The following is a 25,142-nucleotide window of genomic DNA, read 5'->3' as shown; positions in this document are numbered from 1 at the left end:
ACCTCGCTTAAACTTTGAGGCCGCGACAACGAACACCACGGAACGAGGAGAGGAGGCGTTTCTGTCAAGCATCACCGCAGCCGATCTGGCAGCTGTGCTCTCCGGCGACCCCGAAGCTCTGGATGTTCATCTGTCGCTCGTTGACCGAGACGTCGTCATCGACGGATACCAGGTCAAAATTCACTGTCACTGCCTCACTGTCGACGGCAACGGGCGGGTACAGCCGCATCGTCTCGCGGAATTCATGCGCAATGCAGTTGCCGATTACGCGATCCCGCGTTCGCAACTCGCCAAGGCAAAGGCACGCGACACCAAATTCAATAGCACCGAGGCCGTCACGGCGCTCGTCGAACAGGCCCGCCGTTCGTTCACAGACCTTGCTAAGACTGGCGAAGGCGGTGAGATGCTGCTCTTCTTGCTGGCGGAGCGGTTTCTCAAACTGCCTCAGGTCCTATGCAAGATGGATCTGAAAACTGACTCGCGCATGCACTATCACGGTGCCGACGGTGTCTATGCCAGCGTCACCCCTGAAGGGATGCTGAAGCTTTATTGGGGCGAATCTAAAATCTACAAAGATGCGGCCACCGCCATCAAAGACTGTCTGGCGTCGGTTGCGCCTTTCCTGATCGAGCCGGAGCACGAAGACGCTGGACGGGAGCGCGACCTCATTCTCTTGAGCGACAAGGCTGATTTGAGCGATCCGGCGTTGACCGAGGCGCTCAAACGCTACTTCGATAAGATGTCGCCAATGTCCAAACGCGTTAAATATTGCGCTGTCGCCCTCGTGGGCTTTGATGCTGCCTTCTATCCTGGCGGCAGAGCTCAAGCTATTGCGGACGAAATGAAAGAAGCGGCGCGGATCGAACTCAAGAAATGGAGCTCAACGATCGGAACGCGCCTGAAGAAAGAAAAACTGGAGCAGGTTGAAGTCGAGCTATTTTGCCTTCCACTGCCGTCCGCCGAAGACTTCCGGGCCGCGTTCCTAAAGGCGATGGGGCAGACCGTATGAGCCTGAACGATTTGCAAGGCTGGCTCGTTGCTGAAGGTCTGCGCGAGGCCCTCGATCAGTTGACCCTACATACTGTCGTGGCTGAACTGGACAATATTGTACCGCCCACCGACAAGGCAGCCTCATTCGACTGGCCTCGGCTTTTGTTGGCAGGAAGCATACTCGCGCAGTCGGATCAGCGGACCTATCAAGACGCAGCGCTTCGTATCGCCACTGCGGCAATCACGCTCTCCGACAATGAGGCCATCAAAGATTCCGGCGCGGTTCTCTTAGGAAAGTTATCAAATTTTCGTGCAGTTTCGCTCGCGACCGAACGCGGGTTGCTCACTGCCGACGTTGAGGGACGGCTCGGGATGGCGTTGCGTATCGAAGCGCAGCACCGCCAGATGGATCAGTCGATTCTAGTCCAATCCAGTGGGCGATGGATTCAGGTCAATGACTTCCAACAGCGTTTCTGGAGCCAGGCTGACAATTACCAATGGCTTTCGGCATCCGCTCCGACAGCATCCGGTAAGACGTTCTTGGTCTTACAATGGCTGATCGACCAAATCCGATCGACCGAGATGCATGTCGCTGTCTATTTGGCGCCGACAAGGGCGCTCGTTGCTGAGATCGAAGCAAATCTGGTCTCACTGCTCGGAGCCCGCAGCGGCATAGAAGTCTCGTCGCTTCCGATACGGGAAAAGCACGACAAAGCCCACGAAGGCGGTTCACGCGCTATCTTTGTATTGACGCAGGAGCGCATGCACCTGCTGGCTAACGCCATTGGCGGCGCCTTCAAGGTCGACCTGCTCGTTGTCGACGAGGCACATAAGATCGGGGACAATCAACGCGGCGTCATCCTTCAGGATGCCATAGAGCGCGCCAGTCGTTCCAATCGCACGCTTAAGCTCGTCTTCATCAGTCCTGCCACCCAAAACCCGCAGGAGCTTCTTGCAGACGCTCCGGAAGGAGCTCACACCGCGTCGTTTGAAAGTGACGTTCCAACCGTGCTTCAAAATCTCATCGTGGCCGAGCAGGTGCCGCGTAAGCCAAAACTATGGAAATTGTCGGCACGCCAACACGCGTCCTTGTTGCCGCTTGGTGTGGTCCAGCTCGGCAGCAGCCCGGGCTCGCTAAAGAAAAGGCTGGCATTCATCGCCGCTGCAGCTGGAGAGCGCGGCGGGACACTTGTCTACGCAAATCGCGCCTCCGATTCCGAAGACATCGCCGATCTCATCAGTCAGCTGATACCGGAAGTGCCATCTGACCCTGAATTGCTTGAGCTTGCAGATTTGGCACGCAAAGGCGTTCACCCACGCTACAGGCTCGCGCCGCTGGTCGAGCGCGGCGTAGCCTTTCACTACGGCAATATGCCGTCACTCATCCGCTCGGAGGTTGAGCGGCTGTTCCGCTCAGGCAAGATTCGATTCCTTGTCTGCACCTCGACGCTCATCGAAGGCGTCAATCTGTCTTGCCGAACCATTGTGCTGCGCGGCCCAAGAAAGGGCGTCGGACATCCGATGGAAGCGCACGATTTCTGGAACCTTGCCGGCCGTGCTGGCCGATGGGGTGATGAATTCCAGGGAAACATCATCTGCATTGATCCTCAGGACGCACAGGCTTGGCCTGATGGCGTTCCCGAGCGGGCTCGGTTCCCCATCAAGCGCGAAAGCGACGCCGTGATCGAGCAAGGAGAGAGCCTTGCGGATTATCTGGACCGCCGAGCAACAACTGATTTAGCCGAGTTCGAGGATCCCAACCAATTCGAGCAGGTCGCCTCATATCTGCTCGCTACATTTTTACGGCAGGGATCAATCGCACAATCCAGCCTCGCCAAGCGCCACAATCCGGCGATCATCGAGCGGCTTGAAGCGAGCCTTGCCAATATCGCCGCGCAGATCGCGGTAGGTGCAGATATTGCGGCCCGACATCCGGGCGTTAGCGCCTTGGGCATGCAGCGCCTCCTCGAGGCATTCCGCAATTACAAAGGTGATGTCGAAAATCTATTGCCGGCCGCCGTCGATAGCCAGGATAGCTATGATCGCTTCGTGACGATCATGCGTCGGATCAACCAGTATTTGTTTCCGGCGTTCACGCCAGACGGGATCATTCCACTTCACGCTCTGATCGTCGTGCAATGGCTAAAGGGCTTCTCTCTGTCTCGAATGATCGAGCGGAATATCGACTACCACCGTAGGAACGGCCGATCATTCAAGCTGCCGGTTCTGATCCGCAGCACGATGGAGATGGTCGAACAAATCGCGCGGTTTCGGGCGCCGAAGTATTTGTCCGCCTATGTCGACGTACTCAATATGCATCTAGCTGCAATAGGACGGGAAGACCTGATCGATGGTGATGTCGATATAGGAACGCAGCTCGAATTCGGCGTTTCTTCACGGACCTTACTGTCGCTGATCGAGCTCGGATTGTCGCGCGTGAGTGCGGTCGCGCTATACGAAAAGATCGCGCGAGATGACCTCAACAAGGAAGATTGCATTGCTTGGGTAAGAGAACGCGACGCGCAGTTTGAGGGCATGGACATTCCGGCCATCATCGTTCGCGAGATTCGCGCCAAACTGCTGCCTGAGGCCAGCGCAGGGGCCGCCGCGTCAACATCCTGATATTGATTCGGAGACGTTTATGGTCAAAAAGCCGGTTACAATTGGCCCTCTTCACTTCAGCAAGAAGGGGGATGCCGCCGCGTTTTTGAAGGCGATGCTTCATAAGTATGATGTTGGAGACAAAGTCAGCACGGGAGATGCCGAGGTCCTTCTTGCCGCACTGGCGCTCCACCCGAATGCCACTGCAAAGATGGGGCTTGGCATCACTCATTTCAGCGTCAGGAGTGCGAACTTCGGCTCAAAATGCTTCTGGGTCAATCGCGTCGATGGAAGCAGCGAAAAGTTTTCATACAAGGCCTGTATCCGCGGTTAAGCGATAAAGACCCTCCGCTGGAGACGATCCACGACCTGCCCAGTACTTTACGGCCCGTCCCTATGCGACCGGCAGTTTGGATCTTCATCGCAGTAGTTCGCGGCTTTGCTCTGATTGGTGGGAAAATGGTGCGCCATTCAGAATAAAATTAAGAACTCTTATATCATTGAAATTACTATATAATACGGCCGTCGGTCCCCGCAGCCGCAATCGCTGCCGAAACCTGGGCTAAGGATCGAACCTTTGCGACGCATGCCGTTGCTCGGTCGGCTGCTTGGTGCGGCCGTGCTGCGCGAGCGCCGCAAGACGCGTCGCTACCTCCCGTGTCTGCACGCCGGCCTTAAAACGATCCCCCGCGAGAGGCGCCGGCTGCACGATCACGCGACCCAACGGCCGTATAGCTCGAATCGATCACGGCAGCGGCCGAAGCCGGCTTAGAAGACCATGACCGCTGGTTGACTGCGCGCCCTCCTCGAGCGCAAGCTCAACGGGCGCCGCTCAACGTCTCGGTTGCCGGCCCTGCTCGATTACGTGCTGACGCGTCCGATTGTATCGGCGACAATGAGCGCCGAGACACTGGAGATCACCCCACGCCGCAAAAGGAACTCGTCAGCAAGCGCGGATTGCGTGAGGCGACTGGATGGGGATGATACCGAGGCTGGGGAATTTTTTAAGACCGCCGATTCGAAACGAAAAATGCCCCGCCCTATGCCCGCATCCTTGCCGCCCGCAATGATCAAGGAACTCCGACAACTGTTGGCGTCCGCGATCGCTGACGCCAAGGCCTATGACGTTCCCGCGCTGTGCCGCCGCCTCAACCTCGCCGATGGCGACGATCAGGAGGCGTTCGCCAGCAAGTTCAAATACGCCACAAAGCGTCTGATGGAGGTCTCGGCCGAACACGTGGTCGCAAGCGCACGCCAACTTGTCGCCGACGAGAGCCACTATCATCTTAGCGAACAACTGGCCAAGATTGATGAAATCGGGCAGCCAGCGGTCACGATGCTGACCCGGCGCCGGCTAATCGCGCTCTTCGACGGTCGTCCCCTAGCGCGAGAGATTGACGACATTGAGCTGATCCGCAGCATATGGCCGATCGCGTCGCTGCGCGCGCCGCACCCGAGCACCGAGACCTCTCTTGAGGACTATCTGCATCGGCACATCATCCGGAACGATGATCTGCCCCAGCGCGACGTGCTAGAGACGCTGGGCCTGCTGACCTGCTCTCGGGCGCAGCTGTTCAAATTCCTCGCCGCGGTCACGGCGCCAGATGCGTTTTCAGGAACCGAGCAGGTTGAGCTGGCCGAGAAGATCGATGGGTTTTTGCGGCACGATGGCTACACGTTGGCCTTGGCGGGACGGATTTCCGGAAGCCCCTTTTATGCGGTACGCCCGGTGCCAAAGGGCTCCCCCGCGGATGAGAGTATTTCGGCAACGCTGGAGATGTTCGATCCGACGCAAGTTCATGCGCGATGGAGCATGGCCTTGGATCGACGCACTTCGGAGCCGGCCGGCGCGATCACACTGGCTCGCACGCTGCTGGAGGATGTGAGCAAATGGATCCTCAATCAGGCAGGAGAAACCTGGCAGGAGGCCGACGATCTGCCCGTACTCTATCGCAAGCTGTCAAAGATTTTGAAGCTTGCGCCCGACGATCATACTGAGCAGGTGTTCAAACAGATCCTGGGAAGCTGCCAGTCGGTGGTCGAGTCCCTCGGAGCGCTCCGGAATAAATTGGGCGATGCGCACAGCCCTGGGCCGAAGCGCGCGCGCCCGCAAGCCCGCCACGCCGAGCTGGCCGTCAATCTGGCCGGTGCCATGGCAACCTTCCTTGTTGCGACTTGGGAGGCGCGCCAGGCTACTGCACCTGGAAAGTCGGCCGCGCAACCGCTGCAGGGCGTCAGCCTCGTGGATGAACCCCGCTCGACTAAAAAGAACGACACGCGTTCTTGAACGCGGTGCCTCGGCAAGGTCGGACCGACTCATGAAGGGCGCTTACACCTTGCTTGGCCCTGCGAAGTTTGCAGAGAAATAGTCGATCAACTCGGACGCCTGGGTCCCTTGCCGAAAACGGCGTTGTTCCTCGAAGTCGAGTGATGGAACCATATGAATAAATTGGTTGTCGGCGTAGAGCGACATCAGAGCATCTGGGTCCAAACCGCCGGATTTCAGCCCGGTCATAGTGTTTGCCGCCTCAATCGCGGCGCCGATCATAACGTCGGCCAGTTGGACCGCAGGACTTGTCTTGGAGTCGATCTGGGTAACTTCCGTGAGCTTCAGCGGGAATTTTAGGAACGCAATCTCCGTCTGGCGAAACTCGACATTCTGCTCATGATCGATGAAGCGCTGAAGGAGCTCGTGGTAAGTCAGCAGATTTTTCGATTGATCGTGTTCAACCCGGTACGCACCCTCGGCCATCACTTCCATTCGATTGATGAGCGACTGCAAGACAACAAGGGCAGCGTCGGTGTTCACGCCAGGCGTCGCAATTGCCGCCAGACACTCTGGCGCGGCATATTTAGCAAGGGGTCCTAAGGCCTCCGGCAGCTCTTGCCATCGGGTCGCGCGCACGGCATCGACCAGGGCCATCAAAGCTTCTGGTGTCTTCGCCTTGGCGGCGTGCTGGAACGCTGCCAGCATGGCGTCGAACGCAGCTTCTCCGAAGATTGTTGGCCCCGCCATCGTGAGCAGTGATGCCATCGCATAGTTCTGCCCATCCTTATAAAAATCGACACCGCGCTCGTAGTAGAAGGGCTCAACGGCATAATCCACGAACATAAGCACCAATAGAAAGCGCTTATCGCAGACGTAAGTCGCCGCTTTAAAATGCGACAGTACATCCCGTTGCAGAGCGAGCAGCGGCTGGTGATTGGCCGGTCGACGCGAGAGCGTGCGGTACTTGAGTTCTGACGCCTGCAGCCTCGGAAGGTGCTGCTTTATCAGCCGAGCGGCGTCATCGTCGCTGATCGCAATGGCAGATGCGCCCTGGAAGCGCTGATCGAGGTTGAGAAGATCGAACCCCGTGTATCCGCTTTCGTCGATGCGAAAGCACTCAATATCCGAGCTTGTTGACACTGTTCTGCGTCTTTCGTTGTCGCGCCGCTCAATCCTCTCGCAGATCCGCGACGCCAGGATCGCGCACGAAACGCCAGCGCGGGATGACAGAGGGGACTCAGATTGCCTTCTCGGCTTTCAACAGGTCGCGCACCCGCTCGCCGAGCGGCGTTACCACGTAAACTGTTCCGCGATATGAGCCGTCGGGAAAATACGTTTTCTTCGGGGCTGCTAGGCGGTGCACTGCCTGATCATGAAAGAAGACCGATTTCAGCGCTTTCGAGATCGCACCTATGGCATTGCGGAGCGCGGGATCGGGCTCACCGCGTTGGTCGCCGAACGTGTCATGTCCGCCGAGCAGCTTGCGCAAAGCCTCTTTGCGAAACGGTTGGCTCGGCTTCGGACGAACAGCGGCGGCGACAGACTGCGCGAGCTCGGTGAGCTCGTCGGTTTGGACAACCGGCAAGGAAACCGGGTCGAAGAGTTTGATGTTCTCCGGCGCAACGAAAGGGGCCAAAGCGTCAAGAACCCCTCTGATGCTCTGATCGGTATTTCGGCCAAAAGCATTGCCATCCGAAATCCTCATTGGTCTTTCCTAATGAGAAAACTAACGAGGATGGCGCCCTTTTCAAGACCTCAAGCGAGAAATCACCCGGTCCTTTGCAGATGCAGAAACAAAGGCGATTAGAGGGGCCGGCATGAAGTGGCTAGCCTTCCGCACAACGCGCCGAAGCGAGCGTAGCCGCCGCAAGAACTTTCCTTTGGTCAGGACGCCAGCCTGCAGAGACCCCCAGAAGCTTCAGCGAATGCAATCCGACCGCGACAAAGTAATTTAGGGCCAAGGGCCTGCTAAACCGTGCGACTGCTGCCTTTCGCAGCCCCCGGATCGGCTCGACATATTCCGGTGCCCCGGCAATGACCTGATCGGGGTCTCGGAACAGTTTCATCTCGACTTCGACGAGATCCATCAGCTTGAAGTCCGGAAACGCTGTTTTTCTAAATTCAAGTCGGATCGATGATTCGAGTGATACGAAGTCTTTGTAACAGTGGTCGAGACCAGAGTACTCAAAGTCGATCATCGCAAGGTTTCGACCAGAACCATCAATGAAGATATTATTCGCGTTCAGATCGCCATGACCGAAGCACAATTCAATCTCTCCGGCCCCCTTTTTAGCAAGGGTGCGGCGTAGTGATCCGCACTCGAATGTGCCGAAGCGGATTGCGTCCGTTGATACGGTGCTCGACACACCTTCCTCGGCGCCCACCTCCGTAAGAACGCCGCGCAATCCCGCCAACCTCCTATCATCCTTCGAAAGCTTGTATTCTTCGGAGTTTGAGAAGTAGTCGTCGAGTCTTTGCGGCTTAGCTTTCTTCAGCGTGTACCAACCGGTGGTGTTCGACGAAAAGATCCTTTGAACCGCCGTTGTAACGGCAGTCCCGTCGCCCTCCTTGAGCTTATCGGTAAGGGTCACCACGCCATCAGCGCGCCCAAAGGCAAACGCGTAGCAGGCCCCCGCCCATTCTCCCGCCTCCCCATAACCGATCAGATCAACACGCATATCGTGCGACAATTGCAGGCGCACGAAAGAATTGTAACGTGTCGCCTCGTTCGAAACATTCGCCTTGCGGCTGAACTTGAGGACGAACGGGATATTTTCGTAGCGCGTGGACCCAAAGAACTCCAAGCGGAATACACTTGACCCCGAGAACCCGCCGGTCAGTTTATGAAGACGGACCTCGATGACTTCGTCGTCGAGCTCGTCATTCAGGAAACCTGCAATGCACTGCTCGATGATCGAGGCGAGCTCTGGCTCGACATCCGCAAACTCAGGTCGCACGGAGGGCGTGGTGAAGCTTAGATTCTTGAATGGCAGGCGTTGTACCCGCGATGCCAGTGTCCTTCCGAGGTAGTGTTGGTATTCAATATTGGAAAGATGCGTCTTTGTGATGAGCATATCTGGGTTCGGTATGCGTACCCCGAGTTGGTCAATACTGAAGGTCGCCAGGCTGTAAAGTGCGAACACGGTGTCGGTGTGATCGGGCTTCAGACGGCTGATCTGTTCTATGCCCAGATTATCCCTTGCCTTGCCTGGACCTCCCCCGGGCACTTCGAAGACATTGTCAAAGACGGCGATATGAGGCCGCTTCTTCAGATGAGAGGCGATATCATCAAAGTTTTCCTCGACTTGAATGTCGATTTCGACACCCGCGGCAGCGAAAGCAGCCTTCCAAACCGCAACAAAGCGGTTCTTGCGATCGCGGTCGTCCTCAACAAGCAAAACTCGAAAGTGACGCTTCATACTGCACCTTCGCTGTCGTTCAGGGGAATGGAGAATGCCACGCCGAAGAGCGAGTTGCCGAATCCGTCATCAACCATGGGAGCGGCTGACGCACTGCCGCCGACCATCCGCAATTGAGCGGCCAACAAGAACAGACCGAAATGATAGGTTGCCGACCGGCTGTCTTTGATCGGTGAGATGCAGACCTGGGAAAGGCGGACAGCCTGCTGCAACGCGGCTTTCGGCCTGTAAAGGATCTTCATCGTCGCGATTTTGGATGGCTCATCATAGTCTGTCTCGACACTCACATCTTCGATCAGAAGAGGTGAATGACCGGCATTGGAGCCCAAGGTGTCGAGAATTTCCAGGACGAGCCCGTAGGAACGCGGCGATGCATTATGTTCGCTTCCTTGCTGACTGACCTTCTCGCACAGAGCCCTCATGAGTGGGGAGGTGGTCACGGTTGACATCGCGCTTACCATCGCATCCGCCAGTTCATCGATATTATCGACGTTCCGGAAGCGGTTTTCGCTGTCTTGAACAATCGAGTAGGAGGACAGGAGAGAACGGAGCTGGTCCGCCCGCTGTTCATCCGTCTCCTGTATCTCTCTGATAATCGCTTCAATCCGATGACGGGCTGCATGCACGTAGGACATTCGCGATAGCCACGAACGGTCATTGGCCAGCTCGATCCTGCGGATGACTTCTCCACATGTGATCGACACGCGCTCGAAATATTGTCCCTCAGTGACCAGTCTCTTCGCGCGCGACGAGGCAAACTCGATCACGGCGCTTTTGGTGCTGCCCACCCAGATCGGCCTCGCATGAGTGGCATCGCTGAATTTGCCGATATCGTTCGTGAGGAGGGGCTGCTCGCCCGTCTCGGCCGAATACTGATCCCGATGCTCCTGCCATATCGGCTGATCCGTGACGTACGATTTGACGCATAACGAGACGTCGTTCGTCTGAGGTATCGTAAGGTGGCGATAACTCGATGGAAAGCCTACCGAGGCGATCTCGACGAACTCCTTATTGAAGGGGTCGAAGCGCCAGACCGCTATTTTTTCGGCTTGGCTCGCTTGGATCACTTCACGAAGGAACGGCTCCAGAATGTTGCGGATTTCGCGTTCAAGGGCCTCACGGGTCTCGACTGGCGATGTTCCGAGGCGCTCCTCCGCATCCTGCGACGCCCTCATGACTTTGAATAGCGGATCTTCTCGTTCAGCAGATGCCTGCTCACGCAAGCTCGTTGAAATGAGTTTCGTCGCATTATGAACCGCATCGAGACTAAGCCGATCGCCACCCTTTATGAAGATCAGAACCGCTTGCCGAGCAACCTGAAAAGCCGTGTCCTGACTGCCGCGATCCAAGAACAGGTGCTCTTCGGTCAGGGTGTTGATGCAATAATAGGTCTTTGGCTTATTGATATAACCGTAGTTGATGGACTTCCGTGCGATGGAACCGAAGAGATCCTTTAGGAAGTCCTTGTTTTTCGAAATGCTTTTCAGCGCCTTGGACGAGCCGCGGTCGATATCGATGATATCTTCGATCTTTTGGACGTCCTCCAGTTTCAAAAACGGGTTTTTTTGAAGCCCGAGCAAGATGTCTATACCTAGGCGCTGCCGGATTTCCCCGAAATGGTGATCGTAATCAATGATCTCGCGGCCCGTCTTGCTCCTTACAAACTCGCGTACGAACCGTCTGGAAACACTTTCGATGAAGTGCTCCCGGGACCCGCTCACGTGGTAGAATACCAAAAAGGTGCGTCGCACCTGCTCCACGAAAAACCGGCTGATTTCTGGGTGCGGAACCCAGTGCACGACCGCGCTCTCGGAGAGAACTTCTTCCGTATATTCCTCCGCGACCTCTAAAGCTCGTTTCTGAAGATCGGTTCTGTGACCGAATCTGCAAACCTTTCCATCGCAGATCTCGAACGCAAGATAAGGAAAGAGCAGATAAGGCGTCTCGGCGGCATGTGGATCGGAGAAATGGCGCGGCTGCCGCATATAGAATAACAATTTTCCGTCCTGCGGGATTGCTCGGGCGATTTCTGAAATCACCTCGTCGACGATGTACATCTTGTTTGAACTGAGCAGTTCATCTTGGAGATGCAAAATTGATTGCAGGCTATCTTCCACGTCAAACTCGCTTTGATGCGCAACCAGTGCGCGAATATCCGTCAATCTAGGGGGGTCTTGAGGCCAAGGTAAAGGCCAATCGTGATGGCCATCGCAGGTTTCCAAGCGTCTGAATGTTGCTGTTATTTTGAGACCCGGTCGGATCGCAATCTGATCTGTGATCGCGTGTCTACTTCGTGGAGCGGCCCCGCAGGGTCGCGTTCGGATGGACCATGGCTCCTTCGGAAATGATCGCATCCGCGAGCCCGCAGCAGCATTCGATTGCCATTGCTGACGGCGTTTCCGACTTGAGATACGAAATGGGTTTGCGCCGCCGCATCTGTGGGCGGTCACGGGGACCGGGACGGAAAGTGCGTCAACCGCAAGATCCCGCGCCCGGTGATCAAATATCTCGTGGTGGTGGCTCTGGTTGACCAACTGCTCCAACCGGATCGAGGCAGGTCCATTCTACTGGCCCTCAAAGCCCATCGGGATGGCCGATAGGCGATAGCGACCCTTCCATTGGAGACGATCACGACCTGCGCAGTACTTTGCGGTCTGTCCCTATTCGATCGGCAGTTTAGATATTCACCGCCGTAGTTCGCGGTTATGCTCTGATTGGTGGGAAGTTGGTGCGCCATTCAGGACAAATTGCAAACTTGTATGTCATTGAAATATCGCTGTAATTATCCCAGTCAGGTGCTGACCTGTCGGTAGCGTTGCTCCTGGTCAGCTCGGTAGCTACAAGCCGAAGGCCAATGCGGACGAGCAGGTGGTCCGGCTCTCGCAGCAGCGGAAGGACGGAGATTTCACGATACGCAGGCTCGTTGCCGGGCTTGCCCGCAACAGAGGAGGGCGAGCCGAGAAGCACGCCCGTCACTTCACTACGCGGCCGCACATCGACATAGGCATAGCTGCTGGGCTTCGGGCCCATCAAATAAACCGTAGTCCAGATCGTCTCAGCAGACTGATACCTGAGCGCCGTTGGCCGCCAGCAGGCCCAGGATACCTTGGTCGTTGGCCTTGACCGTCAGTTCGCGCTGGTCGCCGTGCAATGGACCGGCCCGCTTCGCGAGCTCAAGCGAGGCGCCGGGCTGAAGCTTGGAGGCAACTGCCTTCAATGTCTCTTCGGACATGCCGGAAACGCGATATAGCCGCGCGCCATCCTCGTGCAGCTTGGCCACCTGCCGATCCGTCAGCGGCATATGACGGGGATAGAGCGACTGATCGGTCGGCCGCCCCCCAGGATCGGCCATCGAGCCAAGCCATTGCACCCGCTCAACTTGAAGGCCCTTTGCTTCCTTCAACTTCGCGTAGGCCACATCGTCAACCAAAGCGACTAGATCGTCGGCGCCCTCCACAACCTTGGCGCCGGCAGACTTTACGATTTCCTTTACATCCTCCGTTACGGCGTGTGCGACTTGAACAAGAAACTTTGCCGAAGTTGCCATGGTGCTCTCCATTGGGCATGAACCGAGTTCAACAAAAGTCTGCTTCCGGTCTAAAAGTAAAGCTCACACGGCGGCTGGACAGGAAGGGGAGGAAATCACCGACGTCGAGCGGCGTTCCATGCGTCACATCGCCGAGTTCGTTGGCCGTTTGGTCGCAGGCACATCCGCCGAGCGGAATGTCGCAACAATAAATCTCTTTTGCCGCAGCAAGAACGTAGCGCAACGGCGCGCACAGTCCTCTCTGATGCCAGCGATCAATCAAGCCGCGCCAAGGAAACTCCCCTTGGTTGCATTCTATAAATCGTACAACATCTGCAACAATTTTCAAGCCGGACCGCGCGCCGAGCAAAATAATATCGGTGTAGGTCTTGTAGGCCAAGTAAGCGAGTTGCACCTCGGGCACGAGATCACGGCCGTTCGGCAGAAAAGCCAGGCCAAGATCACGCGTTTCCAAAGGGAAACGGCCGTCCGCCTCCAGCCCGAAATGAATTTCGACGGGCAAAGGAACCTGCAGGCCCTCACCCACATGAGCGACGCGGTTGCTTGAAAGTCGTCCGCGCAACGAAGAATCCAGAAGATCGACCTGAACCATACGCGTAAGCTTGGGCAGCTCGTAAGCGGTCGGATCGTCGAGGGTCGGATGTTCGTGTCCCGGCTCAAATAGAGCAGTGCGCTTGTTGAACCTGCCTTGCTTGAACCCCAAATCCATGAGCGCGGCATAAGCGCGCAATGCATCACAGCGTTCGACCAAGACGTCGACATCATTGAATGGGCGGTCGGACATCCGCTCGTAATAGCGCGCGCAAGAGACGCCCTTCAGATACGTTGGTTTGATTTCTAGCAGGCCGAAAAGATGATCAAGCTTAGTCATCTCGCCCAGGATCACATCCTGAACCAAGTTAATCGCGAGGAGTTCGTCCTCGATTCGCGCCCTAGCCGATTGTGGCAAATGCGGTCTAAGCGCAAGTCGTTCGAGCGCTCTATCCAGCAGTCCGATCTGATTCCGCTGATGCGATACCGCCACCAGCGCATCCGCATCGGACTGTACAGCGCGCAACAAGGCCTCTGCAAACCAGCCAGGATACCGCTTCCACGAGCCCGCAAGGCCGATACCAATCACGTCCACGTCGAGCAGAGGCAGAAGAAGCGCGGCCATGATGGTCCTAAGTTCTTTTGACAAACAGCAATTGGCAAAGCGGCCCAGCGCGATTTATGATTTGCGGCAGGAGACGCATGTCATGACCGATCTTTCGCCTCACGCCCGTGCCAGACTCTGCAAGAACTTGGTGCTTGGCATAACGGGCGCCGTGGCGGCCAGTTGGATGCCGCCGAGACTGCAGACCCTTCGCGCCTTGGTTGCTGATGAAGTGAACGTCGTTATGACGCGGGGAGCTCTGCGTTTCCTGACGCCACTGGCGGTTTCTGCGATAAGCGGCCAGCCCGCGTTGACGGACGAGGATATGTGGAACGACAAGCGCGTGCCGCACATCACTCTCTCGCGATCGGCTGATCTGGTCTTGGTCATGCCCGCGTCCGCGCGAATTCTTGCGAGCTGCGCGCGCGCCGCGTGTGACGATTTCCTTTCGACCCTGATCTGCGCAACGCCGGACTCGACGCCGGTGGTCTTTGTGCCGAGCATGAACGAAACGATGTGGCGCAATCGCCTGGTGACGAGCAACGTCGCACTGCTGCGCGACGCGGGATATCACGTTATCGATCCGATCGAGGGGATTGAAGTCGCGACCGGTCATGAGGTTTATGGCGGCATGATCGACATGCCAACTCTGTACCACACGCTGGCAGCTATCCTCAGTCAAAGGCGCGAGGAAAGCTTCCAGGACAGTTGATGCATGCAGGTTCCTCACGAATCCAACCTTCCTCCTCAAATGCAAGGCCGCTCCAAAGCCACCTCACGACGTTCCGCATGGCGAACATAGCTGTGCCACTGCTCCAGCAGCTCCACGGTGCACGCAGGCGGGCTCTGGAACATGGTCAAAGCAAACCGCCGGCCGAATTCTTTGTCTTTCGCCGCCTGCAGATACGGGACAGGGACTTTGCCATCGATCCGCCCGAGCATGAACAGCAGAAGATACTTCACCACCCGGCGATCAATGCTCGAGCTCGACGCGAAATTCACCCCGGCCAGATAGCTCTCAATAAACCCGACCGCGAGATCGTGAAAGCTGTCGGCACAATCCGGGCGAATAATGCTCTTCAAGCAAAGCTGCGCCAGGAAAAATGCCGGATCGAACGCCGCCTCACCAACGCAGGCGCACTCGGCGTCCAGCAGAATCGGTCCGCCGGTACCAACCAGGACGTTCTTCGGACTGATGTCTCCGTGAATGACGACTGCATCTGCGCGCAGCAAACTGTCCGCCAGTTCGGCAATCTCCTTGCGGAGGGCCGGATGAACAGCGGCGACCGCGTCGAAATAGGGGTCAATCCTCGTGCCGGTAAGAATGTCACGTGCGTGAAAATAGTTTCGAAGGTCAGTACGGCCGGCAAAGACATTATGGGTCGAGGCGACCCCGGCGCCGAGCCGACTGCCTGCCTGCACGTCGCAGCGGCCGGTCAGTAGTTCCTCGCGCCAGTTGGCGAAAAGCGCTTCGTCGAGATATTCCATGAAAAGCACTCGATCGTCGGCGACATAGCCGATCGCACGCGGCGCGAAGCCGGGCAGATGCTCGGCCATCAGACCGAGCCAACGCGCTTCCATCAGACCACGTCGCGGGTCAGCCAGCCACTCCATCGCGACGCGAAGCCGGGGCAGCGCACGCTTGGCAACGATGCACCGTCCCGACCTTAGTGTGCAACGCCATACGTCCGAGGACACGCCGCCGGACAGGCAGTCCAATGCCTCGATTGCTGCGTCGGGCGCTCCGTCTATCGTGGCCCATGCCTTCTGTACAAAAGCCAACTGGCGGACATCAGGTGCGTTGGACGCACTATTCATTGCCAGCTCCGGCTCGCAGAGCAGCCAACATTCCTGAAAGCTGGCTTGCCTCTCCCTGTTTCGCGGTCAGGTCGGGAAACCCCGGCCAACCGCCGTCCGCAAAGATCAGACCGTATGCCGTCCGGCTGCCAGCGTAGCGAGGGATGAAATGGAAATGAAGATGTGAATCGATCATCATCAATGCGAGACAATTGAACTTGTCAGGGGCAAGGATCGTTCGTGTCACCCGTTCGGCGAGGGCAACAATCTCGCCGAACAACAACGCATCTTCCGCAGTCATTGCGCCTAGGGAGGTCAGGGGACGCCGCGAGGCAATTAAAGCGGCACCCAGCGTGCATTGAGCCGGCCTCGCCGACCAGCGCCAGGCCTTATTTTCCGCGATCGTCAAAGCCGCGGTGGAATACTTCACTTCAAACGCTTCTTGTTCGGACATGTATTCCCGCTCCCTGCCCCAACGAAGACCTCTAAGCAAGTGCGCAGCCGCACTCCGCCGCCGTCTGGTAGGTGCCGCTAAACGGTTCCGCCGCCCTTGCAATGACTAGCCCGTGCAACTCGACAAAGAACATCATGAACAGGTGATAGACGGCTCGAAGATGCGTTATAATCCTGTCGACGTCGGCTTCAGTCTTGATGAAGGTGCTAAGTACCTCCCACACGAAGCCGACGTGGCCATCGGCATCATCATGATCCACATGCGCGCGCGAGCCCTTGACCGCTCCCGCACCTACGGAACGCTCGATGTTATCCAGCCATTTTTCCTGCGTGCGCGAGGCGGTGTACTCGATGAAATAGCTACTGCTGAGGGACGCCAGCGGCACGCCTTCATGCTCCAGGCCGTAGTAGAAATAACCTTGCAGCAGCTTGGTGGCCAGCAAGGGCTCGGTTTCGTAGACCTCCTTACGGCTCATCCCAACTCGTTCGAGATCTGCCAGAAATAGGCCGTCATGAAGCATTTCGTCTTCAGTGTAATGACACCACCGCTTGGCTAAAGGCGGATTCGTCCTGGCGAAATAATGGATGGTCAATCCGTCGATCACCCGTTTCAAGCGAAGCCGGAGTATGATCTCGATCGTGAAGCGTTTGTAATACTCGCGATTGACCTTCTCTGCCGTTCCTAGGTGCTGCGCGTAGGGAATTTTAGCGTAGAACTCCTCGATCATCGCGTCGAGGATGGCATCGATCCTCGGACGCGCTGCATCGGCGAGTTCATTGCGTGGGAAAGGATCGCGTTCGCCAGGATAGATGCCATACGGTAGAGGTTTGGAGAAACCACTCATACGCTGCTCCTTCCACAAGCTTCTGATCTGCCGTCGGCATTAAAATGAGGCCACAGAGCGCAAACTTCCGTGGAGCATTCTCGGTGCAAAGCCGTGTAGACAGTTCAGCGTTGACAAGCGCTCACTTAAAATGAGAGTGTTATATTATCGCAACCTTTAATTTATTTCAACCATTGATCGAAATGAGTGCCGTTATCAGAAGCGCAACACGTGGACGCGCCGCACTTGCCGAACTCGGTTATTCGGCTGGAGATGATGAGCCTCTGCGTGCCTCCGACGCATCATTTCGCAACGGAGGCAAATACGGAGTGGAGATACCCGCAATCAATACCTTCCGACAATTGGAAGCCACAGTTGGGGCACTGCGTGATCAAGAGGTGTACTGCACGCGCTTCGACGAGACACACGGGTCGATTCTCTTGTCGAGCAGCGAAATCAGCGACATGCTCGCGCTGTGCCGCGAGAACGGATATGGCCTGCTGATCGGACTGGGTCCGCGGCCCGAATATGATGTCAAGGCGACATTCTACCGTACCCAATTCGGCATTGAGCAAGGCCGTCAGCTCAACAATAGCGACGCTTTTGCCCAATGTGTCGATGAGGCATTTCGGCTGTGCGAGCTCGGATGTCGCGGTATCACAGTCTATGATGTCGGCGTGCTCAAGGTCTTGGGACAATTGCGCGCACGCCGCAAATTGCCACCCGATCTGGTGTTGAAGACGTCCTCGCACTGCATGGCGACCAATCCTGCGCTCGCCTCATTGTTTGCCGAATGCGGGGCAGACGCCATCACGACCGCGCATGACCTTGGCTTGCCTGTGCTACAGGCGATGCGCAAGGCCGCCCCTGGTACGGTGCTCGATATCCCGACTGACGTTTACAAGTCCAAGGGCGGGTTCATCCGCTGGTTCGAACTTGCTGAAATGGTGCAGATTTCGGCCCCCATGTTTTTTAAGATGGGGGCAAGCGTTCAAGACCACCCATACGACAGCGTTAAGCCCGAGGCCGCGGCGGAACGGGTGCGCCGCGTTAGGGTGGGCCTCGAATATCTGAAGGTGCACGGGCCCGGAGCAATCGCCCCAATAGAAGCAGCTGACCGGCTGGTCTGCCTTCCGGTCGCGCCGGGGGGCTGACAATGGGTATCGCGGTTTCCGTGCTGGCAACGCATGAGGCACGTTTCAAGACGGAAATCTTCACCCGTTCATCGCCGCCGCTGAGTACCGAAAGTCAGGCCGGCATCGTCGCTGATCTCGTCGCCGCCATGCCCACCTACGGAGTGGCCGACTATTTCCGGACAAAGCCGGCGCTCCTCGGCGCGCAAGAAGTGACGGTTCTCGCGCGCGAAACCGCCAACGGCCGGTGCATCGGCATTGCCGTCGCCGACTGGTGCACCGGACAGTCAACGCGCTTCTTGCACATTAAGACCGTTCTGATTGGAGAGACCTGGCATCGCGGTCCCGCTTTGGCCGCGATGTGGCGGGCGCTGTTCATGGGCCTACTAGCAAACGGATCACCATTCCCGCCGGTCATCGTCATCAAGACGTACAACCCAAAGTCCTTCTCCGCAATGCGAGCATTCGCAGGCGTCATCGATACGGTGATCTATCCGGCACTTGAAGGGGAATCATTTCCCGAGGTCTTGATGCCGGCAGTGCGGGACATCGCGGCCGAATTGGCACCTGGCCGCCGCCTGGACGAGCGGAGCGGCGTGATCGAAGGCGCCGCAGAAGGCGTTGCGGGCTTCTACCGGACGCTCCCCCTGTGCGGAAAGAAGAAAGTCGACCGGCACTTCCAAGCCCATCTCACGCCTGATGACCGTCTGCTCGGCTGCCTGTTCGCACTTTCGCCCCGCGCCGGGCAACGCATCCTCAAGGCCTTTGGCGTGCCGCGCAAGATGGTCGATACACGCCGCGAACCGTCGGGACTCGGCCAATGAGTGTCGCTCTGGTTGTGGGTTCCATGGCAATCGGCTGGATCGACAAGTTGACCGAAGCGACGTCAGGGGCCTGGCGCTTTCTACCGTTCGACCCTGCTCAGCCAAACCCCGCGGTCGTAGACTTCGAGGCGCTGATCACGCCGTCCTATCGGTCGGGCTGGCCCGCCCCTCCGACGCTGCGGTTGATCCAGGTGCCTCTCGTCGGCATCGATCAGATCGATCTGGGCGCCGTTCCATCGACAGTCATGATCTGCAATGTTACCGGTCATGACGTGGCTGTGGCTGAGTACGTCATCATGACCATGCTGGCAGCTGCACGGAATCTGCTCCACATCGTTGCCGACTTCGGGATGGGGTCGTGGGGAATGGGCAGCCGGGCCGGCGGGCCACTGCGGCGCGAGCTTTCGGGTGCCACGCTCGGGATCATCGGTTGCGGCGGCATTGGCCGTGCCATTGCTAAGAGAGCATCCGCGCTGGGAATGAGGGTCGTTGGGTGTAATCGCACGCTGGGACCGCCTCCTCCCGGCGTCGCTGAACTGCGCCCTTTGGCCGATATTGCCGAAATTGTCGCTGAGGCTGACTACATCGTCGTGGCAATTGCGTTGACTGACGAGACCCGGGGATTGATCGGTGCGCGCGTGCTCGGCCGGGCGCAGCGATCAGCGGTCCTGATCAATGTTGCGCGTGGCGAGTGCGTCGATGAGGCAGCTTTGTTCGATGCATGCCGCGAGCAGCGCCTCGGCGGGGCAGTACTCGACGTCTGGTATCGCTACCCAACTCCCAGCGATCCGGCACCACCCCCCTCCCGGTTCGCTTTTCACAGCTTGCCCAACGTGGTGATGACGCCGCACATCTCGGCCTGGACCACGGGAACCGTTGACCGGCGTATCCAGCAGATTGCCGACAATCTGATCCGGCTGCGGCGCGCCGAACCCTTGTTATTCTGCATTCGGTCGGGCGGTATGCCGGCTGGCGCAGAGGCGGGCGGTTAAACACCCTGCAGGTCGGTGAAAGAGAGGTTGCGATGCTGAGTATTTCTCGCCGCAGTGCGATTGCCCCGTTCGTCGTGATGGACGTGATGGAGAAGGCCGAGCAAATCGAACGAGCCGGACGACGGGTCTATCACCTTGAGGTGGGGCAACCCTCGACGAGTGCTCCAACCCGGGCCTTGGCGGCTGCTGAGGCGGCGATGCGGGCGCAGCCCTTGGGCTATACCGTCGCGGTCGGGCAGATGGAGCTGCGCAAAGGAATTGCCGACCTCTATAGGAGGCGCTACGGTCTTGACCTTCCGCCAGACCGCATCATTGCGACAGCCGGCTCATCGGGCGGCTTCGTCCTCGCGTTCCTGGCAGCCTTTGACGTGGGCAGCCGAGTCGCCGTCGCCGAGCCCGGCTACCCCTGCTATCGCAACATTCTGGCCTCTCTCGGCATCGAGGTCGTGTCGATCGCGGTGGGAGCGGATACTCATTATCAATTGACCTCCGAGCTGCTGGAGTCTCATGGCGGGGACGTTGACGGGGTGATCGTTGCAAGCCCCTCCAATCCGACCGGCAGCATGCTGGACCGCACTGCGATGAGCAATCTGGTCCATTGGTGCGCGACGCGCGGCATACGGCTGATCTCCGACGAGATTTATCACGGCATCACATTCGGGCAGCATGCCACCACCGCAGCGAGCTTCAACGACCAGGTGATCGTCGTTAACAGCTTCTCCAAATACTTTTCGATGACCGGTTGGCGCATTGGATGGCTCGTCCTGCCGCCCGATCTCGTGCGCGCGGTGGAGAAACTGGCGCAGAACTTGTTTATCGCGCCTACAACGATATCCCAGATCGCCGCGACGGCCGCTCTCGGCGCCGAGGACGAGCTGTGTGGTCATCTGGAGCGCTACGCCCTTGGCCGTGCGGCCGTGATGTCGGGGTTAGCCAGCGCGGGAATCACCGAGATTGCTCCACCGGACGGGGCCTTCTACGTCTATGCACGCTGTCCCGACCTGACTGGCGGCAGCGCTGCGTTCTGTTCGAGGCTCCTTGAAGAGACCGGCGTTGCCATCACCCCCGGCGTCGACTTTGATGCCCAACGCGGCCGCGAGATGATCCGCTTTTCATACGCCGGCTCGACCAAGGATATCGAGGCTGGCATGGAGCGCTTTGTCGATTACGTTTGCCGGACAAGCTGAACCAGGATGGCCAAAAAACTGCCTGCGTTGCGAACCGAAAGCATTGGGGCGACGCCACAGACACCGCGGGTATCCGCCGCGAGTGGCGAGGCAGACGGCTGGCTGGTCGATGCCCCAACCGGCAGGACCCTGACCAGCGAGCGCAGTTGGCTGGACTGGAGACTGATGACGACGGTTCCGGACAAAATCAAATACTATGGCTCCGAGAGCTACTTTCGCGAATCGCTGGCCGATGCGAGATTTATTTTAGGAGCAGACGCCATCCGCCTGCTGCAATCCGTCACGGCATTGGTGTTCAAACCTGACGCAATCGTCGGACGGCGCATTCCACTCGCGCTTGCTTTCCTCCGTCGTCACCATTTCACTCCGCTGCTCGGCACGTCATTCCGCTATGGCCGTCTGCATCTGCGAGAAGACTGGCGCTTTCAGCTAAACCAGCTCACGCTCGACCGCATGCGCCTGAACACCCTACTCGCTGGCATGAGTCCGTCCTTCATGCTTTTCCTGCGCGACGATACGCCCGCGTCTGAGCGGCGACTACCGGCTTCTGTGCGTCTCCAAATGCTCAAGGGTCCGTCAAGGCCCGAGCAACAGACGGCCGAGCACCTTCGCTTCGTCATGAAGTCCTGGAGCCGGCTCTTGAAATTCATTCATGCGCCTGACGAACCGGCCGACCTCGTTCGCGAGATGGGCATTTTGTTTGCGGAGGACGAGCGCCGGGCGCTGTATGCGGCGATCGTCCAAGCCGTTGATCGGCCGAATGTTGCGGGAGTGGAAGGCGCGATCCAGGCGCTGCACGATACCTTTCCGGCACACGAGCTCGCCAAGGACATCTCGATCGCTCGCCTCGCAGCTGACCTGAGAGTAAAGTCGGCCGACAATCCGGCGCTTGATTGTATCTACCGAAGGTTCGAGCGTACCAGAGCTGCCTGCGCACAAGGCCGATTCCTGGCATGGATGCCATTCGAGCGGGAACTCGCGGCGGCCGGGATGCCGATCACATGGGACCACCTGGTATTTGCGGCAGCGACAATCCATCACAGCTTCGACGATGAGGTGGCACTGGTGCCGAGCGACGGCACGGAAGGCTGGCTCTGTGGACGGGGACTCCTTATCTAAACGCCTCGCCGCAGACCGCTCCGGATGCCGTGCTCGCCGAAGAAAGGAAGACGAGCCAGTCTGGCTGTCCCACCGAGTTGCTCCTCGATACGCAGGAGCTCGTTCCACTTCGCCATGCGCTCCGAGCGCGCAAACGAGCCAACCTTCAATTGGCCCGCATTCCATCCGACCGCCAGATGTGCAACCGTCAAATCCTCGCTGTCCCCGGAACGACCAGATACAATCATGCCGAATCCCGCGACGAGACCAGCGTCCAACGCTTCGCGGGCCTCCGTGATTGTGCCGGCCTGACTGGGCTTGATCAATGCGGAATTGACCGAGCAGTCAGCGGCTGCCTTGCGTATACGTTGCGCGTTCGTGACCAGGAAATCGTCGCCTATGATCTGGCAGCGTCGGCCGTTCCTAGCCGTAAAATCGACGAATCCCTCCGTGTCATCCTCACCAAGCGGGTCTTCAATTGAACAGATCGGATAAGCATCGAGCCAGCCGGTCAGCAGTTCAATCATACCAGCGGTATCAAGGCGGCTGCCATCGAGGGCCAGCGTATATCGGCCGCTCTTTCCGAATGCTGAAGCCGCCACGTCAATCGAAATCGCGATATCCTTGCCAGGCCTGAGGCCCGCCCTCGCGATCGCTTCCATAAGCGCGTCTAGCGTCTCCTCGTTCGAGCGGAAGCAGGGCCAGTAGCCACCCTGGTCAGCAATCCCCTGCAACAGCCCGCGTCGCTGCATCAGCTCGCCTGCAGCTCGATAGACTTCCGACGTCCAGTCGAGAGCCTCCGCGAAGGTGGCCGCGCCCAGGCAGACCACCATGCATTCCTGAATGTCGACGCGCCAGCCCGCATGCGCCCCGCCGCCGAAGATCTGAATCTCAGGTAGTGGGATTTGAACTGCGGTCTCGCCGCTGCAATAGCGCCAGAGCGGCAGGTCACTCGCGGCCGCAGCTGCGTGAAGCACCGCCATCGATGTCGCAATCATCGCATTGGCGCCGAAGCGGCTCTTGTTCGGCGTCCCGTCGCAAGCAATCATCGCCCGATCGATGCCTTCTTGGTCGGTCGCATCACGCGAGAACAACAGGGAAGCAATCTCGGTTCGAACGGCTTCGATCGCCCCCCGGACGTCGTGGCCTCCGAAACGCGATCCGCCATCGCGCCGGTCAATCGCTTCACCTGACCCGGTGGACACCCCCGCAGGCGCGATCGCCCTACCCCGCAGGCCAGAACGCAGCGTGACCTCCACCTCCACGGTGGGCCGGCCGCGGGAATCCCACACCCTGCGAGGATGAACAGACGCGATACGCGGGTCTTTCACATAAACTCCTCGTCGTCAGCGAAACTCATCGGCCGCTTCAAATCGATGCCGTGTCAGCGGCTCTAACCATGCTCGCTGCAAGAGACACAGCTCCCTTCGAAGGAGCAGGATAGCGACTATCTTTCAAGAGAAAGTTCGACATCCACCCTATGGAGTGACCATTTGGCGCTGTGGACGTCGAGAGAAACCAAAGCACCCCATCCGGTCCAATGCTGAGGTCTTTGACAGAGCTCTGTTGGGGTGAGTACAGGCAGTTTCGACAATTCGCGACGGCGTTGCATTCGCGGAAGTTGCCAGCTCCGTTCGGATGAAACCGCCAGATATCGCCTCGAGAGTTGGCGCTCCAGGCGGTCCCGTCGGGGGCACCCGAAATTCGGATCGCGCTGGCGGGCGGTGGCAGCATAAACCAGGCATCGGAGCCTTTGCTCCGACGCCAAACAGCAAAGCCGCCGTAGCGACTCTTCCCGTCGATAGCCCAAAGAGTGCCATCGAGGCCTTCGCTGATTTGCGTGGCGTCGAAAGGCATCCATGAGGGCTGATTCTGTTGATCAGCGGCAAGCTCAAGCCTGCGTTTCTGAAGCATCCAACACCCATCCGCCGATGCGCCGGCGATCTGGTAAGGCGCATGGCTCTTGGCCCAGCAGCTCCACTCGTAAAGATCCGAAGACAAACTCCAAACGGCGTACGTTTGCTGCTCTGCACAGCGTGCCGTCACCCAAACTCTGCCGGATGCGGACACAACGATCTGCAGGGCGCGCCATTTCGCTGGCAGCGGAGCAAATACGATTCCACCGCAGGCATCAAGGCAGAACACCCTCCCCAAATCATCTGTCGCCCATAGCAGAGATCTGCGCCCGTTCGGAATTGCGGAAAGCTTGGCATGCTGTCGATCATGGCCATCCATCGCGGCGATCTGCGTGGACTCGACTTGACGACCATCGACGGTGGCGTGCGAGACGTTTCCTTTCCGAGCGGCCCAATGACTCATTTCAATATCTTTCCGGGGAGCGCGCGACCTTCGGCTATGCAATCATAAATTGATCGATTAAGCTAATCGAATTGAGCATTCGGCCACAGGGCACCGGCAGGGGGGTGGCTCGCTCGTAATAAGGGGAGGGCAGGAACATGGCGTCGATTAGAATTCGCGGCCTTTGGAGACTCTCGTTAGCGGCACACCAAACAAAGCCCGAGCTGAAGGCCGCGAGTATGGGCGAGGCACAGCTCGATATCCGCAAGGCCGACCGGGCAGGATTGAGCGGAGAAGTCCGGTTTGGCAGAAAGAAGATACCGGTGAAGGGGCGCGTGAAGCCGGGCAGCCCGGCGGTCGTCACACTCCTGGAGACTAAGGCCGATGGCGAAGCCGTTGCCGATGGATTGGAGGCAATCCTTTACATCCCGCCCTGGTGGCCAACCGTGGATTATGAATACGACTTAGTCTTCGGCACCATGGTCGTCGGCAACGGCTCAAGCTACGGCAAAAAGGAACTTAAGTCCAAGTTGATAGCGATCACAGGCGTGCAGCCGTTTGCGTAAGGTCCGAAG

24 protein-coding genes are annotated in these 25,142 nt (G+C 58.1%); 12 read left to right on the top strand and 12 right to left on the bottom strand.

The window, feature by feature from the left end; genetic code table 11:
- The first annotated feature begins 94 nt into the window (after positions 1–94).
- The 5 genes from PMI42_RS13575 to PMI42_RS13560 all read left to right on the top strand — a co-directional run bounded on the left by PMI42_RS13575 (position 95) and on the right by PMI42_RS13560 (position 5,878).
- Positions 95–1,009 carry a HamA C-terminal domain-containing protein gene (locus PMI42_RS13575; RefSeq protein WP_008134938.1) on the top strand — a complete coding sequence of 305 codons (915 nt, stop codon included), beginning with the start codon at positions 95–97 and terminating at the stop codon, positions 1,007–1,009.
- A complete protein-coding gene (locus PMI42_RS13570) occupies positions 1,006–3,612 on the top strand; it encodes a DEAD/DEAH box helicase (protein WP_008134937.1) in 2,607 nt (868 codons plus the stop codon). Before PMI42_RS13575 ends, PMI42_RS13570 begins: the two co-directional genes overlap by 4 nt.
- Before the next feature lie 19 nt (positions 3,613–3,631).
- Positions 3,632–3,925, top strand: a complete 294-nt coding sequence (locus PMI42_RS13565; RefSeq protein WP_008134936.1) for a DCL family protein — start codon at positions 3,632–3,634, stop codon at positions 3,923–3,925.
- Between the two features lie 252 nt (positions 3,926–4,177).
- On the top strand, positions 4,178–4,363 hold the full coding sequence (locus PMI42_RS40595) for a DUF1612 domain-containing protein (RefSeq protein ID WP_249762020.1): 186 nt from the start codon (positions 4,178–4,180) through the stop codon (positions 4,361–4,363).
- Positions 4,364–4,657: 294 nt separating this feature from the next.
- The gene (locus PMI42_RS13560; RefSeq protein WP_008134935.1) at positions 4,658–5,878 is read left to right on the top strand and encodes an abortive infection family protein; all 1,221 of its coding nucleotides are present in this window, start codon (positions 4,658–4,660) and stop codon (positions 5,876–5,878) included.
- 42 nt (positions 5,879–5,920) lie between these two features.
- Here the strand turns inward: PMI42_RS13560 and PMI42_RS13555 are convergent, their stop codons facing one another.
- From PMI42_RS13555 to PMI42_RS13530, 7 genes are all read right to left on the bottom strand, one after another.
- A complete protein-coding gene (locus PMI42_RS13555; protein ID WP_240535238.1) occupies positions 5,921–7,000 on the bottom strand; it encodes a DUF3800 domain-containing protein in 1,080 nt (359 codons plus the stop codon).
- Between the two features lie 97 nt (positions 7,001–7,097).
- The gene (locus PMI42_RS13550; protein WP_008134933.1) at positions 7,098–7,565 is read right to left on the bottom strand and encodes a hypothetical protein; all 468 of its coding nucleotides are present in this window, start codon (positions 7,563–7,565) and stop codon (positions 7,098–7,100) included.
- Positions 7,566–7,686: 121 nt separating this feature from the next.
- Complete coding sequence (locus tag PMI42_RS13545; protein ID WP_008134931.1) at positions 7,687–9,279, bottom strand: phosphotransferase; 1,593 nt, start codon at positions 9,277–9,279, stop codon at positions 7,687–7,689.
- Positions 9,276–11,441, bottom strand: coding sequence for a hypothetical protein (locus PMI42_RS13540; protein WP_035965581.1), 2,166 nt, complete (start codon positions 11,439–11,441; stop codon positions 9,276–9,278). Before PMI42_RS13540 ends, PMI42_RS13545 begins: the two co-directional genes overlap by 4 nt.
- A gap of 541 nt (positions 11,442–11,982) precedes the next feature.
- Positions 11,983–12,309, bottom strand: a complete 327-nt coding sequence (locus PMI42_RS39135) for a hypothetical protein (RefSeq protein WP_157195748.1) — start codon at positions 12,307–12,309, stop codon at positions 11,983–11,985.
- Positions 12,310–12,334: 25 nt separating this feature from the next.
- Positions 12,335–12,826, bottom strand: a complete 492-nt coding sequence (locus tag PMI42_RS13535; protein ID WP_008134927.1) for a hypothetical protein — start codon at positions 12,824–12,826, stop codon at positions 12,335–12,337.
- Positions 12,827–12,854: 28 nt separating this feature from the next.
- Complete coding sequence (locus tag PMI42_RS13530) at positions 12,855–13,982, bottom strand: nucleotidyltransferase family protein (protein ID WP_008134926.1); 1,128 nt, start codon at positions 13,980–13,982, stop codon at positions 12,855–12,857.
- Between the two features lie 82 nt (positions 13,983–14,064).
- On the opposite strand from PMI42_RS13530, the gene PMI42_RS13525 reads away from it, so the two are divergent.
- Complete coding sequence (locus PMI42_RS13525) at positions 14,065–14,673, top strand: flavoprotein (RefSeq protein ID WP_008134924.1); 609 nt, start codon at positions 14,065–14,067, stop codon at positions 14,671–14,673.
- 35 nt (positions 14,674–14,708) lie between these two features.
- On the opposite strand, the gene PMI42_RS13520 is transcribed toward PMI42_RS13525, so the two are convergent.
- Genes PMI42_RS13520 through PMI42_RS13510 form a run of 3 tightly spaced genes read right to left on the bottom strand, consistent with a single transcriptional unit; the run spans position 14,709 to position 17,056 of the window.
- Positions 14,709–15,779, bottom strand: a complete 1,071-nt coding sequence (locus tag PMI42_RS13520) for a phosphotransferase family protein (protein WP_008134922.1) — start codon at positions 15,777–15,779, stop codon at positions 14,709–14,711.
- On the bottom strand, positions 15,772–16,212 hold the full coding sequence (locus tag PMI42_RS13515; protein ID WP_008134920.1) for an HIT family protein: 441 nt from the start codon (positions 16,210–16,212) through the stop codon (positions 15,772–15,774). The genes PMI42_RS13520 and PMI42_RS13515 overlap by 8 nt, the downstream gene beginning before the upstream one ends.
- A 31-nt stretch (positions 16,213–16,243) precedes the next feature.
- Positions 16,244–17,056 carry an iron-containing redox enzyme family protein gene (locus PMI42_RS13510; protein ID WP_008134919.1) on the bottom strand — a complete coding sequence of 271 codons (813 nt, stop codon included), beginning with the start codon at positions 17,054–17,056 and terminating at the stop codon, positions 16,244–16,246.
- Positions 17,057–17,238: 182 nt separating this feature from the next.
- Between PMI42_RS13510 and PMI42_RS13505 the strand changes: the two genes are divergently transcribed.
- Genes PMI42_RS13505 through PMI42_RS13485 form a run of 5 tightly spaced genes read left to right on the top strand, consistent with a single transcriptional unit; the run spans position 17,239 to position 22,290 of the window.
- A complete protein-coding gene (locus PMI42_RS13505) occupies positions 17,239–18,189 on the top strand; it encodes a U32 family peptidase (protein ID WP_157195747.1) in 951 nt (316 codons plus the stop codon).
- A 2-nt stretch (positions 18,190–18,191) separates the two neighbouring features.
- Positions 18,192–18,992, top strand: a complete 801-nt coding sequence (locus PMI42_RS13500; protein ID WP_008134915.1) for a hypothetical protein — start codon at positions 18,192–18,194, stop codon at positions 18,990–18,992.
- A complete protein-coding gene (locus tag PMI42_RS13495; protein ID WP_008134914.1) occupies positions 18,989–19,984 on the top strand; it encodes an NAD(P)-dependent oxidoreductase in 996 nt (331 codons plus the stop codon). Before PMI42_RS13500 ends, PMI42_RS13495 begins: the two co-directional genes overlap by 4 nt.
- Positions 19,985–20,016: 32 nt before the next feature.
- Positions 20,017–21,171, top strand: coding sequence for a pyridoxal phosphate-dependent aminotransferase (locus PMI42_RS13490; protein ID WP_008134911.1), 1,155 nt, complete (start codon positions 20,017–20,019; stop codon positions 21,169–21,171).
- A gap of 6 nt (positions 21,172–21,177) precedes the next feature.
- Positions 21,178–22,290, top strand: coding sequence for a nucleoside-diphosphate kinase (locus PMI42_RS13485; RefSeq protein WP_008134910.1), 1,113 nt, complete (start codon positions 21,178–21,180; stop codon positions 22,288–22,290).
- Here PMI42_RS13485 and eno read toward each other — a convergent pair.
- Together eno and PMI42_RS39130 are read right to left on the bottom strand one after the other, a co-directional pair.
- On the bottom strand, positions 22,287–23,600 hold the full coding sequence (gene eno / locus PMI42_RS13480) for a phosphopyruvate hydratase (protein ID WP_035965575.1): 1,314 nt from the start codon (positions 23,598–23,600) through the stop codon (positions 22,287–22,289). The two genes, PMI42_RS13485 and eno, sit on opposite strands and share 4 nt — an antisense overlap.
- Before the next feature lie 37 nt (positions 23,601–23,637).
- A complete protein-coding gene (locus PMI42_RS39130; protein WP_008134905.1) occupies positions 23,638–24,588 on the bottom strand; it encodes an NHL repeat-containing protein in 951 nt (316 codons plus the stop codon).
- A gap of 218 nt (positions 24,589–24,806) precedes the next feature.
- Between PMI42_RS39130 and PMI42_RS13475 the strand changes: the two genes are divergently transcribed.
- Complete coding sequence (locus tag PMI42_RS13475; RefSeq protein WP_157195746.1) at positions 24,807–25,133, top strand: hypothetical protein; 327 nt, start codon at positions 24,807–24,809, stop codon at positions 25,131–25,133.
- Positions 25,134–25,142 lie beyond the last annotated feature (9 nt).

The organism is Bradyrhizobium sp. YR681, assembly GCF_000282615.1.
Taxonomy (GTDB): domain Bacteria; phylum Pseudomonadota; class Alphaproteobacteria; order Rhizobiales; family Xanthobacteraceae; genus Bradyrhizobium.
This window is presented reverse-complemented; position numbering and strand designations above follow the sequence as displayed.

Coding starts and splice junctions, on each gene's coding strand:
- PMI42_RS13515 (WP_008134920.1), bottom strand. CDS start 16,212: ATGTCCGAACAAGAAGCGTTTGAAGTGAAGTATTCCACCGCGGCTTTG.
- PMI42_RS13545 (WP_008134931.1), bottom strand. CDS start 9,279: ATGAAGCGTCACTTTCGAGTTTTGCTTGTTGAGGACGACCGCGATCGC.
- PMI42_RS13560 (WP_008134935.1), top strand. CDS start 4,658: ATGATCAAGGAACTCCGACAACTGTTGGCGTCCGCGATCGCTGACGCC.
- PMI42_RS13565 (WP_008134936.1), top strand. CDS start 3,632: ATGGTCAAAAAGCCGGTTACAATTGGCCCTCTTCACTTCAGCAAGAAG.
- PMI42_RS13485 (WP_008134910.1), top strand. CDS start 21,178: ATGGCCAAAAAACTGCCTGCGTTGCGAACCGAAAGCATTGGGGCGACG.
- PMI42_RS13495 (WP_008134914.1), top strand. CDS start 18,989: ATGAGTGTCGCTCTGGTTGTGGGTTCCATGGCAATCGGCTGGATCGAC.
- PMI42_RS13505 (WP_157195747.1), top strand. CDS start 17,239: ATGAGTGCCGTTATCAGAAGCGCAACACGTGGACGCGCCGCACTTGCC.
- PMI42_RS39135 (WP_157195748.1), bottom strand. CDS start 12,309: ATGGGCCCGAAGCCCAGCAGCTATGCCTATGTCGATGTGCGGCCGCGT.
- PMI42_RS13550 (WP_008134933.1), bottom strand. CDS start 7,565: ATGAGGATTTCGGATGGCAATGCTTTTGGCCGAAATACCGATCAGAGC.
- PMI42_RS13510 (WP_008134919.1), bottom strand. CDS start 17,056: ATGAGTGGTTTCTCCAAACCTCTACCGTATGGCATCTATCCTGGCGAA.
- PMI42_RS13535 (WP_008134927.1), bottom strand. CDS start 12,826: ATGGCAACTTCGGCAAAGTTTCTTGTTCAAGTCGCACACGCCGTAACG.
- PMI42_RS13530 (WP_008134926.1), bottom strand. CDS start 13,982: ATGGCCGCGCTTCTTCTGCCTCTGCTCGACGTGGACGTGATTGGTATC.
- PMI42_RS13520 (WP_008134922.1), bottom strand. CDS start 15,779: ATGAATAGTGCGTCCAACGCACCTGATGTCCGCCAGTTGGCTTTTGTA.
- PMI42_RS13500 (WP_008134915.1), top strand. CDS start 18,192: ATGGGTATCGCGGTTTCCGTGCTGGCAACGCATGAGGCACGTTTCAAG.
- PMI42_RS13490 (WP_008134911.1), top strand. CDS start 20,017: ATGCTGAGTATTTCTCGCCGCAGTGCGATTGCCCCGTTCGTCGTGATG.
- PMI42_RS13570 (WP_008134937.1), top strand. CDS start 1,006: ATGAGCCTGAACGATTTGCAAGGCTGGCTCGTTGCTGAAGGTCTGCGC.
- PMI42_RS13475 (WP_157195746.1), top strand. CDS start 24,807: ATGGGCGAGGCACAGCTCGATATCCGCAAGGCCGACCGGGCAGGATTG.
- PMI42_RS13525 (WP_008134924.1), top strand. CDS start 14,065: ATGACCGATCTTTCGCCTCACGCCCGTGCCAGACTCTGCAAGAACTTG.
- PMI42_RS39130 (WP_008134905.1), bottom strand. CDS start 24,588: ATGAGTCATTGGGCCGCTCGGAAAGGAAACGTCTCGCACGCCACCGTC.
- PMI42_RS40595 (WP_249762020.1), top strand. CDS start 4,178: ATGCCGTTGCTCGGTCGGCTGCTTGGTGCGGCCGTGCTGCGCGAGCGC.